This window comes from Mesorhizobium sp. W067, assembly GCF_054719525.1.
In genome coordinates this window covers 945,818-962,842 of record NZ_JBTTII010000001.1, presented here as the reverse complement: position 1 = coordinate 962,842, position 17,025 = coordinate 945,818, and the positions used below count along the sequence as shown (strand labels likewise).

Below are 17,025 nucleotides of genomic sequence, written 5' to 3'. Positions count from 1 at the left end.
GCGGGCAAACGGCTGCTCTCCCCCCTTGCGGGGGCGATGGCCGGCAGGCCAGAGGGGGGTGCTGTCCCGCTGACTTCAAAAGATCCAACACTGTCGCGGTGCGATGAAGGACTGCTAGTTATAAAACCGCATCGACAAGCCCAGCGAGGCCGGCAGCGGGTTCCACCAGCCGGTGCGCAGGCCGGCGGTGCGCAGGCCGGCGGCTGTCCAGGTGTTACAGCCGACAAGCGCGTTGAAATGGCCGTTCGCCTCGAAGAAGCGGTCGAAGCTGGAATAGGCGGCGTTCTCGATGACGACCGGACCATGCGGCCCTTGCTGGAAACTCGCGTCGATATAGTCGAGCAGCGCTGCAAAACGTTCCTCATCGATGTCGAAACCGGTGACAGCAGGGTGCGGCTCGGCGATGGCCCCGGCGATATCGACATGCATGACCGAGGCGTCCAGTGTCAGCGCCTTGAGGACGGGCACTGCTTTCAGCTGCGACCAGCTCGGCGTCTCCAGATAGAAGGCCCGGCCGCCCCAGCCAAAGACGATGTAGCGCACTTCCGGGGCGTCGACAGGGATGCCGGCAGCGACCAGGAAATGGAAGCGCCGGCGCACTTCGTCATCGACGGGAATGGCGATGTCGGTGTGGATCGGATTCTCCAGCACCAGAATATGGCGCGTGCCCTCACCCGCCGCTGACGCCGGCCACAGCGGACGCGGCACCAGCGTGCCGAGCGTGGCAGCGAGCGCGACCACGATAATCAGCATGGCCACGAAACGCAGGGCTTTTCTCATGCGGCGGCGGCTTTGTGTTTCAATGGAGAAGATCAACCCCGACCCCAGATAGCAAAAGAGCCCGGCCGCATTACGGCCGGGCTCTTTTGGTTCGCATGAAAATGCTCAGTGCAGGATCTGCGACAGAAACAGCTTCGTGCGCTCGTGGCGCGGATGGTCGAAGAACTCGGCCGGCGTGTTCTGTTCGACGATCTGGCCCTGATCCATGAAGATCACCCGGTTGGCGACTTTGCGGGCAAAGCCCATTTCGTGAGTGACGCACAGCATGGTCATGCCTTCCTCGGCCAGGCCCACCATCGTCTCCAGCACTTCCTTGATCATTTCGGGATCGAGCGCCGAGGTCGGCTCATCGAACAGCATGATGCGCGGGTTCATGCACAGCGAACGCGCTATCGCCACGCGCTGCTGCTGGCCGCCCGACAGCTGGCCCGGATATTTGTTGGCCTGTTCGGGGATCTTGACGCGCTTGAGGAAGTGCATGGCCATTTCCTCGGCCTGCTTCTTCGGCGTCTTGCGCACCCAGATCGGTGCCAATGTGCAGTTCTCCAGGATGGTCAGATGCGGAAACAGGTTGAAGTGCTGGAACACCATGCCGACCTCGCGGCGCACCTCGTCGATCTTCTTGAGATCGTTGGTGAGTTCCTTGCCGTCGACGATGATCTTGCCCTTCTGGTGCTCTTCCAGCCGGTTGATGCAGCGGATCATGGTCGACTTGCCCGAGCCCGAAGGACCGCAGATGACGATGCGCTCGCCGCGCATCACCTTGAGGTTGATGTCCTTCAGCACATGGAACTCGCCATACCATTTGTGCATGCCGATGATGTCGATTGCGACATCGGTGGTCGAAATGTGCATCTTCTTGGCATCGACCTTGATCTCTTCGGCGCTGACGGCGTTTTCTATGACCATGGCAGGTTCCCCTTTTTGTTCTGTCTTTTAGCTATGATGCATGTCGTTGTCCCAAAACCGCTAAACACTTTTGGGCGACATGCATCAACGTTTGTGGCCGGTGTCGAGCCGGCGTTCCGTGTACATCGAATACCGCGACATGCCGAAGCAGAACAGCCAGAAGACGAAGGCTGCAAAGATGAGACCGGATCTCGCGGTCTGTGGCGTCGCCCAATTGGCGTCCGAGAAGTTCTGCTTGACGACGCCAAGCAGGTCAAACATCGAGATGATGATGACGAGGCTTGTGTCCTTGAACATACCGATGAAGGTATTGACGATGCCGGGGATGACCAGCTTCAGTGCCTGCGGCAGCACGATCAGCACCATCTTCTGCCAGTAGCCCAGGCCAAGCGAATCCGCACCCTCATACTGGCCCTTGGGGATCGCCTGCAGGCCGCCGCGCACCACTTCGGCCATATAGGCGGCGGCAAACAGCGAGACGCCGATCAGCGCCCTGAGATATTTGTCGAACGAAACCCCGGCGGGCAGAAACAACGGCAGCATGACGCTGGCAAAGAACAAAACGGTGATCAGCGGGATGCCGCGAACGAACTCGATGAAGACCACGCACAGTGTCTTGACGATCGGCATCTTGGAGCGCCGGCCAAGCGCCAGCACGATGCCCATCGGCAGCGACACGGCAATGCCGACAAAGGACAGGCTCAGCGTCACCAGCAGCCCGCCCCATAGCTGGGTCTCCACATGCGGCAGGCCGAAGATGCCGCCGACCAGGAGCACGAACGCGATGATCGGCAATGCCAGGAATAGAAGAATGGCGTTCAACCCCTTGCGCGGCACGCGTGGCATCAGCAACGGCACCAGCAGCGCCACGAACAGGACGGCGACCAGGATCGGCCGCCAGCGCTCTTCCAGGGGATAGCGGCCAAGCATCAACTGGCCGAACTTCGCGTTGACGAAGGCCCAGCAGGCGCCTGACCAACCGTCCGGCTGGATGCCGCCTTGCGCCACCGTGGCGCATACAGTCCGGTCCGGCCCCGTCCACTGGGCGTTGATGAAGGCCCAGTTGACGATGGGCGGCACGATCATCACCACCAGCGCAATAGCCACTACAGTCAGGATGACGTCGCCCACCGAACCGATCAGGTTCTTGCGAACCCAGGCCAAAGGCCCTCGCACGCCGGCCGGGGCTTGTTGAGCGAGTGCCATTTCGGTCCGCACCCAGGAGGTATCATGTTCCTGCATGGCCTTACCTCTCCACCAGCGCCATCCTGGCGTTGACCACATTCATCACCGCCGACGTCACCAGGCTGATGATGAGATAGACGACCATCATGATCAGCACACCCTCGACCGCTTGACCGGTCTGGTTCAGCACTGTGCCGGCGATCGCCGTCAGGTCGGGGTAACCGATGGCAATGGCCAGCGACGAGTTCTTGGTCAGGTTGAGATACTGGCTGGTCAGCGGCGGGATGACGATCCGCATGGCTTGGGGAACGACGACAAGCCGCAGGATAGATCCCGGCCGCAGCCCCAGGGCGCCAGCCGCTTCGGTCTGACCCTTGCTGACGCCGAGAATGCCGGCGCGCACGATCTCGGCGATGAAGGAGGCCGTGTAACAGGACAGCGCCAAATAGAGAGACAGGAACTCCGGCCCGATCTGAAAGCCTCCGGTCAGGTTGAAGGTCGATTGTTTTGGAAAGTCGAAGCTCAAGGGAAAGCCGCTCAGCGCATAGGCCAGGAGCGGAAGGCCGACGATCAGCGCCGCCGAAGTCCAGAATACGGGAAACTGCTGGCCCGTTGCCATTTGCCGCTGGCGTGCCGTGCGCGCGACAAAAAAAGCCATGGCGATGCCGACAAGCAAGGCGACAAACATCAGCCAGGAGCCGTCGCCCCAGATAGCGCGCGGAAAATAGAAACCGCGTTGGTTGAGGAAAGAGCCGAACGGCAAATTGAAACTGTCGCGAGGCGCCGGCAGTACCGCGAGCACGCCTGAATACCAGAAGAAGATCACCAGCAGCGGCGGGATGTTGCGGAACACCTCGACATAGACCGTGCAAATCTTGCGAACCAGCCAGTTGCGCGATAACCGGCCGACGCCGACAATGAAGCCAATGATGGTCGCGGTGATAATGCCGGCAACGGCGACGATAATGGTGTTGATAAGCCCGACGACAATGGCCTGGCCATAGGTCGAGTCGGAATCATAAGCGATGGGCCTGACTGGAATGTCAAAGCCTGCTCGGTTGTTCAGGAAGCCAAAACCGGAAGTAATATGCAAGCGCTGCAGGTTGACGATGACGTTGTGGACGATCCACCAGACGCCCGCCACCAGCAAGATGACAACCACCGCCTGAAAGAAAAACCCGCGGACTTTCGGATCGTTGATGAAGGAACCGCGGCTCGGCTCCTCGCGAAGAACTTCCTGCGACGCCATTGCTCATCCCCTGGAAAGAGAAACCGGAAGGCAGATGATCTGCCTTCCGGATCACATTTCGATCAGCGGATCGGCGGTGCGTATTGCAGGCCGCCCTTGGTCCACAGCGCATTGATGCCGCGCGCGATCTTCAGCGGGCTGCCGGTGCCGACATTGCGCTCGAACATCTCACCGTAATTGCCGACTGCCTTGACGATGTTGACGACCCAGTCATTGCTCACGCCAAGGTCGGTTCCGATCTTGGTTTCGGCTTCCTGACCGAGCACGCGCTTGATCTCCGGATTATCCGAGGTCTTCATCTCTTCGACATTGGCCTGGGTGATGCCCAGTTCCTCTGCCTGCAACAGGGCGAAGTAGGTCCACTTGACGATGTGGTACCACTGGTCGTCCCCCTGGCGTACGGCGGGGCCGAGCGGCTCTTTGGAGATGATCTCGGGCAGCACGACATGGTCGGCCGGCGCACTCAGCGTCAGGCGGATGCCATAGAGGCCGGATTGGTCGGTGGTGTAGACGTCGCAGCGGCCGGCGTCATAGGCAGCGTTGACCTCTTCCAGCTTTTCGAAGACGACCGGGTTGTACTCCATCTTGTTCGCCTTGAAGTAATCGGCGAGGTTGAGCTCGGTGGTGGTGCCGCTCTGCACGCAGACTGCCGCACCTGAAAGCTGCAGCGCCGAATTGACGCCAGGCAGTTTCTTGGCGTTGATCATGAAACCCTGGCCGTCATAATAGGTGACGCCGATGAAGTTCAGGCCAAGCGCGGTATCGCGATTGATGGTCCATGTGGTGTTGCGCGACAGGAGATCGATCTCGCCCGACTGCAACGCGGTGAAGCGCTCCTTGGCGCTGAGCGGCGTGAACTTGACCTTGGAGGCATCGCCGAAGACTGCACCAGCGACAGCGCGGCAGAAATCCGCGTCGATGCCTTTCCAATCGCCTTTGTCGTCAGGCGCCGAGAAGCCGGCCAGGCCCGTCGAGACACCGCACTGGATGAAGCCCTTCGCCTTGACGGTATCGAGCGTTGTCGCCGACGCGGCCGAAGCCATCCATCCAAGCGCAGCGGCACCGAGAATGCCAATTGCAATATGTTTCATAACCCACAGACCCTTTTCTGTTTTCAGGTAAACCCTGATCCTCAGGCAAATCCTGATCTTTTCCCGCGTGAACCCGGCTCCCATCCGGCTCATTCCGGAACCTCGCGTCGTAACCGACGCCCGGCCCCTCCCATTCACGAACTGCATCGAAGGCGATTATCTCTGTGAGGTCAAGGGAAATGACCGTTTCACGACAGCTTTGAAAACCAATTGCCGCAAATGCCTGAATTGCAGACAACAGCATCAGGAAGGCAGCAAGCCCCGCAAATAAAACCGGCAAAGTCCGTCGACGCTAATCCACATCCACTCATGAAATCCGCGGCTCTGGATCGCCACGCATTCCAGACTATTCATGGGGGAATTGGCCTATGCAAAGGGCACCGCCTGGCGGGCGCCCGCTGTTGCACGGCCAATGCCGCCGCTCTATGGCTAGCGCTTTCACCACGAGGCGAAGAGCAATGGCGACTGACGGCAACGAAATGGGTATCAACACGCGGCTTGCCCATTCGGGCAACAACCCGCACGACTATTTCGGCTTCGTCAATCCGCCGATCGTGCATGCCTCGACCGTGCTCTATCCCAATGCGTCGGCGATGGCGGCGCGCAGCCAGAAATACACCTATGGCACACGCGGCACGCCGACCACCGATGCGTTGGCGCATGCGATCGACGCGCTGGAAGGCTCCGCCGGCACCATAATCGTGCCGTCGGGCCTGGCGGCGGTGACCGTCCCGTTTCTGGCGTTTCTCTCGGCAGGCGATCACATCCTGATTGTCGATTCCGTCTACCATCCGACCCGCAATTTCGCCGACACGATGCTGAAGCGGCTGGGTGTCGAGGTCGAGTATTACGATCCGCATGTCGGCGCCGGCATCGCCAGCTTGATCAAGCCGAACACCAAAGTCGTGTTTACGGAATCACCGGCCTCCAACACCTTCGAGGTGCAGGATGTGCCGGCGATCGCCAAGGCGGCGCATGAAACGGGCGCCATCGTCATGATGGACAACACCTGGGCAACGCCGCTCTATTTCCGTCCGCTCGACCACGGCGTCGATATCTCGATCCATGCGGCGACGAAATATCCGGCCGGGCATTCGGACGTGCTGCTGGGCACAGTGTCTGCCAATGCCAACTGCTGGAAGCAGCTTTGCGAGACGTTCTACACGATGGGCTGCTGCGCGGGCCCCGACGACGTCTACCAAGTCCTGCGCGGCCTGCGCACGATGGGCGTTCGGCTGGATCACCATCAAAAGAGCGCGCTTGCCATTGCCGTCTGGCTTGAAGGCCAGCCCGGCGTGGCCCGCGTGCTGCACCCGGCGCTCCCCAGCCACCCCGACCACGCGGTGTGGAAGCGTGATTTTTCCGGCTCGAGCGGCATCTTTTCCATCGTGCTCAAAGGCGGCGGCCAGAGACAGCAGCATGCCTTCCTCGATGCGTTGAAAATCTTCGGTCTCGGCTATTCCTGGGGCGGCTATGAGAGCCTTGCCGTGCCGGTCTTCCTCGGCGACCGTACCGTCGCCAAGGGCCCCTATGACGGCCCGCTGATCCGGCTGCAGATCGGGCTTGAGGATGTCGAGGACCTCAAGGCCGATATCCTGCGCGGGCTGGAAGCGGCCGCTGCGGCATGACACCAGCAAACTTGCCAAGCTGATTCCGCTAGCCGGCTTAACCCGTTGAAAGGATTGGCGAGCGACTTTCGCAGGCGATTGACCTCGCAAAGCCGCTCGTCGGTCAACCAAGCGCAATGTTATTTCCCCAACGCGCGCTTTTTCGGATCGGTTTGACTTTCAAAATCGTCGGGCCAACGCCATTGCAGGCGCTGCGCGCACAATTCCAGCCGGACTGAGCTTGCCATGGCCTTTCGTCTCTTTGTCCCCATTCTCGCCGGCGCGACGCTGCGCGAGCGCCTCATCGCCTGCATCGGGGCGATGATCGGCATTGCGCTGACCGGCGCGATCGGCGCGCTGGTGCTTGGCAATGGCCCGCATGTGCCGCTGCTGGTGGCGCCGATGGGGGCGTCGGCGGTGCTGCTGTTCGCGGTGCCTGCAAGCCCGCTGGCGCAGCCATGGTCGATCATCGGCGGCAATACAATATCGGCGCTGGTCGGCGTGATCGTGGCCCATTTCGTCCATCAGCCCGTTCTCGCCACGGGCATTGCCGTGGCGATGGCGATCGCCGCCATGTCGTTCTCGCGCTGCCTGCATCCGCCGGGCGGAGCCGCCGCACTGACCGCCGTGCTCGGCGGGCCGGCCGTGATCGGTGCGGGCTTCCTGTTTCCGTTCGTGCCGGTGGCGCTGAACTCCATGATGCTGGTCGCGCTCGGCTATGCTTTCCACAGGCTGTCGCGACGCAGCTACCCGCATGTGCCGGCCCCTGCCCCGAAAAGCACGCACGGAACCAGCGATCCGCCGGCTCAGGAGCGCATCGGCTTCCGGGCCGAGGACATCGATGCCGCGCTGGCTGCGCTCGACGAGACCTTCGACATCGACCGCAACGATCTCGAACAACTGCTGCGACAGGTCGAACTGCAAGCGACGATGCGCGCACACCGAACCATGTTGTGCGAGGACATCATGTCGTGCGACGTGATTTCGGTCGATGAACACGCGTCCGCCGATCGGGCGCGTCATCTGCTGCTCGACCACAATATCCGCACGCTGCCGGTTGTAGACAAGGACGCCAGGCTGGTCGGCACCGTTGGATTGAGGGAATTGGCGCGAGCCGACGAAGCCGTCGGAAGCGTTACGTCGACAGCGTCGACCGCCGCCGCCGGTACGCCCGCCATGGCCCTGCTACCGGTGCTCACCGACGGCCGCACCCATGCAGTCATCATCGTGGACGGGGACAGCCGCATCCTTGGCCTGATCACGCAGACCGACCTGCTTGCGGCCACGGCGCGAGTGCAGGCTGCTGACAAGCCGCTGGCGGAAGCAGTATTCTAGGCGCCGTCGGAGCCGGGCGAAAATGGCCGGGAACCTTTTGCCGGCGATGTCATCCAATGTCTTGATCGAGGTTTCGGACGGGGATTGGATCGAGGAACTGGCCATGCCTGCTATGTCTGTACCAATGCCCACGGCTGCTTCAAGCGAGATGCTTCTCGTGCGCCGCGCGCTGGCACGCGAAGGCAACGCCTTCTGCATCATCATGAAGACCCATAATCAGCGGCTCTATCGCATCGCTCGCGGGGTGGTGCGCAACGATGCCGAAGCCGAGGACATCGTCCAGGAGGCCTATGTCAGAGCCTTTGCCCATCTCGATGCCTTTCGCGGGGAGTCCTCATTGGCCACCTGGCTGTCGCGCATCGTCATCAACGAGGCGCTCGGTCGTCTGCGCAAAAGGCGGCGGACGGTGGCGAAAAACCCGCAAGCCGAAATCATCCAGTTCCCCCTCAATCCCAGCGACGATCCGGAGCGGACGATGGCGCAGCGGCAGATCCTCGAGTTGGTGGAACGGGCGACCGACAGCCTACCCGATGTTTATCGGACGGTGTTCGTGGCGCGGGTTATCGAGGGGCTCAGTATCGAGGAGACCGCCGAGCTGCTTGGCGTGCGGCCGGAAACCGTCAAGACAAGGCTACACCGCGCCCGCGCCCTGGTACGCAAGGCACTCGACGACCAGATCGGGCCGGTGCTGCTCGACGCCTTCCCGTTTGCCGGCCGGCGCTGCGACAGGCTGACCAGCGCCGTCATGCAGCGGCTCGGCCTGGAGAGCTGATCATCGGCTGATTTGGCCGATTTCCCCGGGAACGTTTGCCGCCGCTGCGCATCCAATGACCGTCAACTGAAAAACACGGCCCGGCGCGATCCCGCGTCCGGGCGAAGGAGATGCCATGGTTACCCGACACACCGCCGCCCTCGCTGCCTTGCTGCTGCTTGGCGCTGCCCCGCTCGCGCAAGCCGCCGACAAGCCGACGGACCCGCAGATCGCCCACATCGCCTACACGGCAGGCGTCATCGATGTGGAAGCCGCCAAGCAGGCGATCAAGAAATCGAAGACCAAGGAGGTCGTGGATTTCGCCAACGACATGGTGCGCGACCACGAAGCGGTCAACGCGCAGGCACTGGAACTGGTAAAGAAGCTGAAGGTGACGCCGGAAGACAACGCAACCAGCTAGGCGCTGACCAAGGCTGCGGCCGAGGAGCGGGCGAAGCTCGCCAAACTCGACGGCGCAGCCTTTGACAAAGCCTATGTCGACAACGAGATCGCCTACCACAAACAGGTCGACGGCGCGCTTGAAACCCTTTTGATCCCATCGGCCAGTAATACCGAGTTGAAGAGCCTGCTGGAGACCGGCCTGAAGATTTTCCAGGGCCATGAACAGCACGCCGAGCTTGTTGCAGGTATGCTGAAGTAAGGACCAGGCCATGTCGAAACGGCTGCTATGGATTGCACTGGCGCTGGTCTTCGGGACCTCACCCGTGCAGGCCGAAACCATCCAGGTCACCATCGACAAGCTTGTCTTTTCGACGGCCACCGTCGAGGCGAAGGTCGGCGACACGATCAAGTGGGTGAACAAGGACGTGTTCGCACATACGGCTACCGTCAAGGGTGGCTGGGAAGTGATGATCCCGCCGAAGGCAACAGCGAGCCTGACCCTGCGGAAGGCGGAAGCGGTCGAATATTTCTGCCGCTTCCACCCCAACATGAAAGGTCATGTGGCCGTGACGGCGCCTTGATCCCGGTCCGCAAGCCCGTCCTGCTGCGTTGAGGCTCGCCTGGCTTCATCCGGCCGGGTGATGTGCGTCCACGAGCCGTCACAGCCCGGCTGGCGCCGTGCGATCCAGGCATCCAGCCCTTCGCGCAGATCAGCGGTCGGAGCCATGCGGGCGAACTGCTCGGCCTCGACAGCCAAGCCTTCCGCGATGCTCTGGTTCAGGCCCCGCGCCACTGCTGTGAGGATCGAGGCAATTGCTGCAGGAGAATGCCTGGTCATGCGCCGGGCGAGATCAATTGCGGCGGGCATCAGCTCCTCATGCGGCACCACCTGATTGACGAGGCCGAGTTCGAGGGCGCGCGGCGGCGGGAACCAATCGCCGGTCAACAGCAGCTCGAGCGCCCTCTTGCGCCCTGCCAGTCTCGGAAGCCGCTGCGTGCCGCCGAAAGCAGGCGGCATTGCAAGGTTGATCTCAGGCTTGGCGAACAAGGCGCGGTCGCTGGCGATAGCGAGCGGCACGGCTTCGGTGATCTCGCAGCCGCCGCCGAAGGCGATGCCGTTGACGGCGGCGATGACGGGCTTGCGGAATGCCTCCAGCCTTGCCGTCAGCCGCTGTCCGCGCATGACGAAGTCGCGCAGGGCAACGTCGACGCCGATGGCCACGCTGCCTGAGAATTCATGGATGTCGCCGCCGGCGGAGAAGGCGCGCTCTCCTGCTCCAGTGAGGATGACGGCGCGGATGGCATCGTCGGTCTCGGCGGCATCGAGGAGCGCAAGCAGGCGATCAATCAGCGCATAGTTCAAGGCGTTGAGCTTCTCCGGCCGATTAAGTGTGAGGATGGCGATCCCGTTGCGGGCCCCGGTGAGCACAAGCTCGGTCATGTCTTTTCCTTCCCTGTGTTTGTCGACGGAGAGGATCAGGCTTTCGGTTGTATGTATATTCACTAGTCGGTATACTTGCGTATGAGCCAAGCACCAAGCCCTACCCGCAAACGCATTGTCGATGCCGCAACGAAGCTGTTCTATGCCGAGGGGATCGGCCGCGTCAGCGTCGATGCAGTGGCGGAAAAAGCCGGGCTGACCAAGCGCACGCTCTACTATCATTTCAAGAGCAAGGACGATTTGATCGCGGCCTATCTCGACGGTCGCGACCAGCCGAACCTCAAGCAGATAGCCGGCTGGTTCGAGATGGCCGAAGGCGATGTCGAGCGCAAGGTCGAGGCGATTTTCACCAATCTGGCGCGCGTGGCGAAGCACCCGAAATGGAGAGGCTGCGGCTTTCTGCGCACGGCAGCCGAACTCGCTTCCATGCCCGGACACCCGGCCGTTAAAGCGGGGGCGCGGCATAAGCAGAATTTCGAGACCTGGCTGGCCGGCGAACTCACAGGCCACGGCGTCGACGAGCCGCAGACCCTGGCGCGCGAAATCGTGCTTTTGATGGACGGCGCGTTCTCGATCATGCTGATCCACCGCAACCCCGACTATGTCGAGGCCGCCGGACATGCCGCTGCAACGCTGGTTCGAGCAAGGTCAGGATCGGCGACTATCCGCTAGAGCGTTCACCGTTTAATGGAGACGGCGAAACACGCTATCTCTTTGACGCAATTCCGGACGGAGAACCACTTCACACTTTTCGTGGAGTTGCTCTAGAATCCAGCCGCCAGCCATGCCGTGCCGACGGCAAGGGTCAGCAGCGTCAGTGGCAGGCCGACCTTGAAGAAGGCTGAGAAGGACAGCTGCGTGCCGGCCGCCCGCGCCTGTTCGGCGACGATCAGGTTGGCGACCGAGCCAAGCAAGGTGAAGTTGCCGGCCAGCGTCGAGCTCATCGCCACCACCAGCCAGGCACGCCCGGGGTTCTCAAGGCCGGGTATGAATGGCCGCAGCGCCAGCACGGCCGGAACATTGCTCATGATGTTGGAGAGCACCGCGGTGAAGCCCGATAGACGCCAGACGTCGTCCAGCCCGAGGTTCTTGGCCGAGGCGATGATGTCGGGCGTCAGCAGCGTCTTTTCGGCGCCGGCGACAACGATGAACAGGCCGGCGAACATGAACAGCAGCGGACCGTCGATCTCGCGGTAGATGCGTGCCGGCTTGATGGCGCGGGTGAGCAGCAGGATGGCGCCGCCGATGAGCGCTGCCTTGGCAACCGGAACGCCGGCGAAGAAGGCGATGGCCAGGCCAATGCAGACAACCACCGCCTTCAGCACCTGTCCCGGCAGCATGCGGCCGCGATAGACTTCCGGGTTGAGATCGGCGGTGCGGGCGAATTCGGCGCGGTAGACGATGCGCACGATGACGACGACCGCGACGAGGCCGAAGAGGGCAACCGGCGCCAGGGCGGCCGAAAAAGCTGGGTAGGAAATTCCCGACAGCGCGCCGATGACCATGTTCTGCGGGTTGCCGGTGATGGTGGCGACGCTGCCGCAGTTGGACGCGGTGGCGGTGGCGATCAGATAGGGAATGGGATTGCGATTGATGACACGGGTGACGTGGACGACGATCGGCGCCATGACCAGGCAGATGGCGTCGTTGACCAGGAACGCCGACAGCACGCCGGTCAACAGCGTCACCATCACCAGCAGCACGAAAGGCGCGTGCGCATGCTCGATAGCGTAGGCGCCAAGCGCCCGGAAGGCGCCGGACACCTTCAGATGCGCCACCACGATCATCATCCCGAGCAGCAGCGTAATGGTGTCGAAATTGATGGCGCGATAGGCATCTTCCATACTGAGTGCGCCGATGGCGATCATCGCCGCACCCCCCAGCAAGGCGATCCCTGCCCGGTCGAGACGGAGGCCTGGAATACGCCCGATTGCGACGCCGGCATAAGTCAGGACAAGGATCAAAAGTGCCGCTGCGCCCATCAATGTCATTGGCAGACATCCTTGTCCAAACGAACCGACGCAGGAACGGACTGTTCCCGCTCAGGCATTTGCCGGGCAGCTTTAACGCCGCTCCAGCAAAGCGAAAGCCTATAACGATCCGAATGCGAAAATCGGTGGGCAAAATCGCGGGTTGACCGATGCCGGGAGCAACCGGAGCTTGATCTTGAGACGGCCGTGATTGGGAATGAGACACGCGCGGCGGACTGCCGGTGGCCTGAGATTGCCATCCGCGAACTTCCCCTCGGAAGGCTCTCGTGGCGTATGTAATTAAATTCTAATTTAGGCTTTCCGGGTATGGATAGCTTAGCCATGTTTCGGCCTTGGGGTTTCAGATGGTCCAGGTTCTTGAGAGGGAATGCCGTGTCTCGGAAAACGAGGCTTTGCTGGCCCGCCCGATGGAATGTCCACAATGCCACGGAACCCGCAAGGTGTTTGTCTGTGCCCGGTGGGCGAGCTCGAACGGCCATTGCTGCCCCGGAGGAACACACCGGCTCAGTTGCCCCGGTCACAGCGTCGCGTGCATGGAGTGCGAAGAGAACCTTGAGCGTGTCTGAAGCGATCGCGACTATTTCCTGTTGGGAAAACGCAAAAAGCCCGCTCCGGCGAACCGGAGCGGGCTTTGCAACCATACGCCAAGAGTACCCTGCTGAGACCAGTACCCTGCCGAGAGCCGACCCGCTTTGCGTTTCCGCCACCGCAATAAATTGGTAGCGGCACTTCCAGAAAAAGCGATTGTTGGCTAACCGCCGTCGGATTACTCGCCCGACTGGCCGTCGCCAGTCACACTGCTGCCCAGAATTCCAAAGTCCTGAGACTTTGTTCCTTGTCCCGCAGTCAGGAATCCATCCGCATCCAGGCCGCGCCGCAGCAGTTCCCGCACTGCCGCGGACCGGCTTGGCATGCGCTTTTCGAAGCGCCAGTTTTCCAAGGCAGCCAATTCCTCGGCTGTCAGCATGATCTGCAGTCGCTCGGGTCGTTCCAGGTCGGCCATTCGCGCCTCCAACCGTCAAGACCAAAAAATATGGTGAGTTAGTATGTGCCTCAATTGCAGTATAGCTAGGGGTCCCCGTGCAGCGCGTCAAGAGAGGCTGATGGGTGACTCACATACAAGACCAACGATGAGGGAGATACGCCGATAGCACAACCAGTGTAGTCTTCTAACTATTTGATTTGGTTGAGAATATCTTATATTCTTCTTGCCATCTGAAGGTCGTTAGCGCATCTTGATCACGACGGGACAACCGGCTCCTGAAAGGAAGGTTTCCATGCGCTACGGATATTCGGCTCGGCTACGGGAGGATCTCAATTCACGGGTCCTGGGCGCGCTGCGCTCGCGCGGAATGGTCAATATTGCGGTGGTTGCCGAGGACATACGATTGCGTAACCTGGACGAGAACGTCGCCCTTGAAGACGTCGAGCGGCTTGTGATGCAGACGGCCCAACTCTACGGCGCGGTGATGGAATTGGACGGACTGACCTCCGTCGAGGCGGGGAGATTGACTTCGCTTGCCGACGATAAGCACGAACTGTCTGGCATCGGCAATTCCGACACCACAGGCGGTCAAACCGCTCCCCTGCTGGGATTGTCCTAAGCGCGACCCTCTCTTTCAATCGACAAAATCCGCGAGAGAGATTTGGACCGAACTCGGCGGCGCTTTGAGCGTCCAGACGACGCCTTGTCCCCAAATTCCAGTTGTCCGGTGCCGCTAAGCGCTTGTGGCGCAACCCGCTGGAGGACGACGGAGCCAAAACCGCGGCGCGTCGTCCCACTCAGGTTCGGCCCATCCAATTCACGCCAGGTCAAGCTAAAGGTATCGGTGCCGTCGGTTGCCGGCGCCGTATCCCAGTCGATTTCGACTCGTCCGCCGTGACGTGACAGTGCTCCATGCTTTGCCGAATTGGTGGCCAGTTCGTGGAAAGCGATGCCGAGATACTGCACGGCATTCGGGCGAGTGTGATCAAAGGCCCGGCCACCGACAAACGGTCCTGCGCCGCGAAAGCTTTGAGTTGCGCCTTGATCAGGTCGCCGATGCTGGCGCCGCGCCATTCGGCGTCGACCAGGAGATCGTGCGATTGCGAAAGCGCCGAGATGCGCTTTCGCACCTGTTCGAGGAATGTCGCCGGGCTGCCCGCCGATTTGCTCGTCTCACCGATTATCGAAATGATGACCGGATCCGGGCTTCGTCAGCTTGCGTTTGCGTGCGCAGATCAAGCAGCTGTTGATGGCGCCGACAATTTCGCCGATTCGTCGCGGAGCAGGCGTGGTTGGGCTCTAAACGGAATAAGTTCGCCATCCGGCCGCTCTGCAATGGCCTGGTCCCACGGGATATCGCTTCCTTCAACCATGGAAACGGCCATCGGGCACTCAGCATGCGCCATCGGCCGACCATCGAGGTGACGGAGTTTTCACGCACCGCACCACAGGTCTCGGCCAATGACCGGACGATGCCCCAAACGTCGGCAGCGGCCTCGTTGTAGAACGTGATGCGGCCGTCTTTGTCGGAAGCTCGTCAACCCGAGGCGGTTCTCCCGTTAGCCCCGCCTGAGGCCAGCAACAAGTTGCCTGGAACTGTGTCGCCGATGGCAAACGACAACCATTGCGGCAAACAGGCCCTGATCGGCGTTCAGCTTCAAAGGCCGCGGAACGCTGTTTCGCAGCCTTTACGTTGCGCCGGCGGCTTCGCATCGACAGGAACCAATCAACGGTCAGAGCGTTTGCCGCTGCGTACTCTTTTCAGACATAGCCAATCGGAGTGAGGGACATGGCTTCATCGGCACTTATCGGCATTCTGATCACCTTCCTGGTGATCGTGCTGGTGCTCTATCTCGTCCAGCGTCTGCCGCTCGATGGCCGCACGAGGCAGATCGCGCAGATCGTTGTCATCATTATCGGCATTATTTCGCTGTTGAAATACCTGGCAGTATTTTAGGATATGGATCGCCATGACATCACAAGCAATCGCAGGGATCATCGGAACGGCGTTGTTTGTCGCGACAAGCACGGCGTACGCCCGACCCGACACGCGTTCGATGACCTGCGAGGAGACGCAGCGCCTGATCCAGAGCCATCACTCGGCGGTGTTGACGACCGGCCGGAATACTTACGATCGCTATGTCCGCCAATACGGCAACGAGTGCGACTGGCCGGAGGTGCCGGTCGCTGCCTCCGTTCCGACACGTGATGGCCAGTGCCGTGTCTATTGGTGCCGGGAACCGGTGTTCGATTTCCCGAACTGACATATCCAGCAGCCTTGCGGCGGTCGTTGCTATGGCGCTCCCGGGTTCAGACGATGCATTGCGCGAGGCGACATGGAACCCTTGCGCTGCGCGTGAATTGATTGTGCGCATGGCGCTGCAAGATGTAGCGGTGTGATGCCCAACCAGATGGAGGAGCGGTCATGCCCAATGATACAAGGCGGAGCGGCAGCTGCCTGTGCGGCGGCATCCAGTTTTCGGTGACGGGAGATCCCTTTCGGATTGGCCTTTGCCATTGCAAGGACTGCCGCAAGGCTAGCGGGTCGGCTTTTTCGGCGTTTGCAGTGTGGCCGCTCGAGGCATTCGAAACGACGGGTATCGTCAGCAGCTACGGCGACAGAAGTTTTTGTCCCACCTGCGGCGGCCGGGTCCCTTTGGTTCGTGAGAATGAGGTGGAAGTGACGATTGGCAGCCTCGATGAGGTGCCCACCGAAGGGCTGGAGCCCAGCTATGAACTCTGGGTCAATCGCCGTGAGCACTGGTTGCAACCCTTGCCTGCCGCCCGGCAATTCGAGCACGACCGGGTCGATGACGAGCCGACAAACCGTACAGCCGAACCGATTTCTGACGGTGTCGAGACGCCGTCTAGCTTGCCGCAACGCAAGTCGGCCTAGCGCGAGCGGCGCAGACAGCCGGCAGGCAGGAAATCGTTCTCGAAACCGCCCGATGCCGACAGAACCGGGTCCGACAACATTTCACCCGGCAGAAGCCAAACGCAAAAAGCCCGCCTTGGCGTCAATCCAAGGCGGGCGGTAGATCATCCGGCCTGCGCTGCCGTGGAACGATGGGTTGGCCAAAGCCCTGGGCTGAGACCCATGCCGTTTGTAACCGGCGATTGACTACGGAGCGGCCCCGGTCAGCTGGAATTCGTCTTGTGGTTGCAACGATGCTACGTTTGTTTGGGAACGAGAGCTTAAGACCACGCAATATCGTTACGTCAACTATGCTGTCCAAGTATCTCGTGGTGTGAACTGAAGGAATCTTCCTGTCTTGTACAAAAGAACGCTTTGTTTATTT

Annotated in this window: 18 protein-coding genes and 1 pseudogene; 10 read left to right on the top strand and 9 right to left on the bottom strand. The window is 61.1% G+C overall.

Annotated elements, in window-relative coordinates; translation table 11 throughout:
- Positions 1 to 114: 114 nt before the first annotated feature.
- The 5 genes from ACYG97_RS04755 to ACYG97_RS04735 all read right to left on the bottom strand — a co-directional run bounded on the left by ACYG97_RS04755 (position 115) and on the right by ACYG97_RS04735 (position 5,214).
- Positions 115 to 780 carry a TIGR02117 family protein gene (locus tag ACYG97_RS04755; protein ID WP_023727880.1) on the bottom strand — a complete coding sequence of 222 codons (666 nt, stop codon included), beginning with the start codon at positions 778 to 780 and terminating at the stop codon, positions 115 to 117.
- A 105-nt stretch (positions 781 to 885) separates the two neighbouring features.
- Positions 886 to 1,689: an amino acid ABC transporter ATP-binding protein gene (locus tag ACYG97_RS04750; RefSeq protein ID WP_023734275.1), complete on the bottom strand. Its 804-nt coding sequence runs from the start codon at positions 1,687 to 1,689 to the stop codon at positions 886 to 888.
- An 84-nt stretch (positions 1,690 to 1,773) separates the two neighbouring features.
- Complete coding sequence (locus tag ACYG97_RS04745) at positions 1,774 to 2,931, bottom strand: amino acid ABC transporter permease (protein WP_023705694.1); 1,158 nt, start codon at positions 2,929 to 2,931, stop codon at positions 1,774 to 1,776.
- Between the two features lie 4 nt (positions 2,932 to 2,935).
- Positions 2,936 to 4,123 carry an amino acid ABC transporter permease gene (locus tag ACYG97_RS04740; RefSeq protein ID WP_023671481.1) on the bottom strand — a complete coding sequence of 396 codons (1,188 nt, stop codon included), beginning with the start codon at positions 4,121 to 4,123 and terminating at the stop codon, positions 2,936 to 2,938.
- Positions 4,124 to 4,185: 62 nt separating this feature from the next.
- The gene (locus ACYG97_RS04735) at positions 4,186 to 5,214 is read right to left on the bottom strand and encodes an amino acid ABC transporter substrate-binding protein (protein ID WP_023671480.1); all 1,029 of its coding nucleotides are present in this window, start codon (positions 5,212 to 5,214) and stop codon (positions 4,186 to 4,188) included.
- A 458-nt stretch (positions 5,215 to 5,672) separates the two neighbouring features.
- Here ACYG97_RS04735 and ACYG97_RS04730 point away from each other — a divergent pair, with 458 nt between their 5' ends.
- The 5 genes and pseudogenes from ACYG97_RS04730 (at position 5,673) to ACYG97_RS04710 (ending at position 9,890) form a co-directional block, all read left to right on the top strand.
- On the top strand, positions 5,673 to 6,842 hold the full coding sequence (locus ACYG97_RS04730) for a cystathionine beta-lyase (protein WP_023734276.1): 1,170 nt from the start codon (positions 5,673 to 5,675) through the stop codon (positions 6,840 to 6,842).
- 225 nt (positions 6,843 to 7,067) lie between these two features.
- Positions 7,068 to 8,156 (top strand): HPP family protein, encoded by a 1,089-nt coding sequence (locus ACYG97_RS04725; RefSeq protein WP_023734277.1) that lies wholly within the window; start codon positions 7,068 to 7,070, stop codon positions 8,154 to 8,156.
- A 103-nt stretch (positions 8,157 to 8,259) separates the two neighbouring features.
- Entirely contained in the window at positions 8,260 to 8,928 is a 669-nt protein-coding gene (locus ACYG97_RS04720; protein ID WP_023730437.1) for an RNA polymerase sigma factor, read from the top strand.
- Between the two features lie 115 nt (positions 8,929 to 9,043).
- Positions 9,044 to 9,568 (top strand): annotated as a pseudogene (locus tag ACYG97_RS04715) (DUF4142 domain-containing protein).
- Between the two features lie 10 nt (positions 9,569 to 9,578).
- Complete coding sequence (locus ACYG97_RS04710) at positions 9,579 to 9,890, top strand: cupredoxin domain-containing protein (protein ID WP_023734278.1); 312 nt, start codon at positions 9,579 to 9,581, stop codon at positions 9,888 to 9,890.
- Here the strand turns inward: ACYG97_RS04710 and ACYG97_RS04705 are convergent.
- Positions 9,866 to 10,750, bottom strand: a complete 885-nt coding sequence (locus tag ACYG97_RS04705) for a crotonase/enoyl-CoA hydratase family protein (protein ID WP_023734279.1) — start codon at positions 10,748 to 10,750, stop codon at positions 9,866 to 9,868. The two genes, ACYG97_RS04710 and ACYG97_RS04705, sit on opposite strands and share 25 nt — an antisense overlap.
- A gap of 81 nt (positions 10,751 to 10,831) precedes the next feature.
- Here ACYG97_RS04705 and ACYG97_RS04700 point away from each other — a divergent pair, with 81 nt between their 5' ends.
- Positions 10,832 to 11,422: a TetR/AcrR family transcriptional regulator gene (locus ACYG97_RS04700; RefSeq protein ID WP_023734280.1), complete on the top strand. Its 591-nt coding sequence runs from the start codon at positions 10,832 to 10,834 to the stop codon at positions 11,420 to 11,422.
- A 92-nt stretch (positions 11,423 to 11,514) separates the two neighbouring features.
- Here ACYG97_RS04700 and ACYG97_RS04695 read toward each other — a convergent pair whose 3' ends face one another.
- Complete coding sequence (locus tag ACYG97_RS04695) at positions 11,515 to 12,741, bottom strand: anion transporter (RefSeq protein ID WP_023709703.1); 1,227 nt, start codon at positions 12,739 to 12,741, stop codon at positions 11,515 to 11,517.
- 766 nt (positions 12,742 to 13,507) lie between these two features.
- Complete coding sequence (locus ACYG97_RS04690; RefSeq protein WP_023684337.1) at positions 13,508 to 13,744, bottom strand: hypothetical protein; 237 nt, start codon at positions 13,742 to 13,744, stop codon at positions 13,508 to 13,510.
- Between the two features lie 274 nt (positions 13,745 to 14,018).
- On the opposite strand from ACYG97_RS04690, the gene ACYG97_RS04685 reads away from it, so the two are divergent.
- Positions 14,019 to 14,345, top strand: a complete 327-nt coding sequence (locus tag ACYG97_RS04685; protein WP_023727873.1) for a hypothetical protein — start codon at positions 14,019 to 14,021, stop codon at positions 14,343 to 14,345.
- A gap of 208 nt (positions 14,346 to 14,553) precedes the next feature.
- Here the strand turns inward: ACYG97_RS04685 and ACYG97_RS04680 are convergent, their stop codons facing one another.
- On the bottom strand, positions 14,554 to 14,907 hold the full coding sequence (locus ACYG97_RS04680) for an HWE histidine kinase domain-containing protein (protein WP_352914460.1): 354 nt from the start codon (positions 14,905 to 14,907) through the stop codon (positions 14,554 to 14,556).
- A 608-nt stretch (positions 14,908 to 15,515) separates the two neighbouring features.
- Between ACYG97_RS04680 and ACYG97_RS04675 the strand changes: the two genes are divergently transcribed.
- The 3 genes from ACYG97_RS04675 to ACYG97_RS04665 all read left to right on the top strand — a co-directional run bounded on the left by ACYG97_RS04675 (position 15,516) and on the right by ACYG97_RS04665 (position 16,622).
- Complete coding sequence (locus ACYG97_RS04675) at positions 15,516 to 15,683, top strand: Thivi_2564 family membrane protein (protein ID WP_023734281.1); 168 nt, start codon at positions 15,516 to 15,518, stop codon at positions 15,681 to 15,683.
- Positions 15,684 to 15,696: 13 nt separating this feature from the next.
- Complete coding sequence (locus ACYG97_RS04670) at positions 15,697 to 15,990, top strand: hypothetical protein (protein WP_023734282.1); 294 nt, start codon at positions 15,697 to 15,699, stop codon at positions 15,988 to 15,990.
- Positions 15,991 to 16,151: 161 nt separating this feature from the next.
- Positions 16,152 to 16,622 carry a GFA family protein gene (locus tag ACYG97_RS04665; RefSeq protein WP_023734283.1) on the top strand — a complete coding sequence of 157 codons (471 nt, stop codon included), beginning with the start codon at positions 16,152 to 16,154 and terminating at the stop codon, positions 16,620 to 16,622.
- Positions 16,623 to 17,025: the final 403 nt, after the last annotated feature.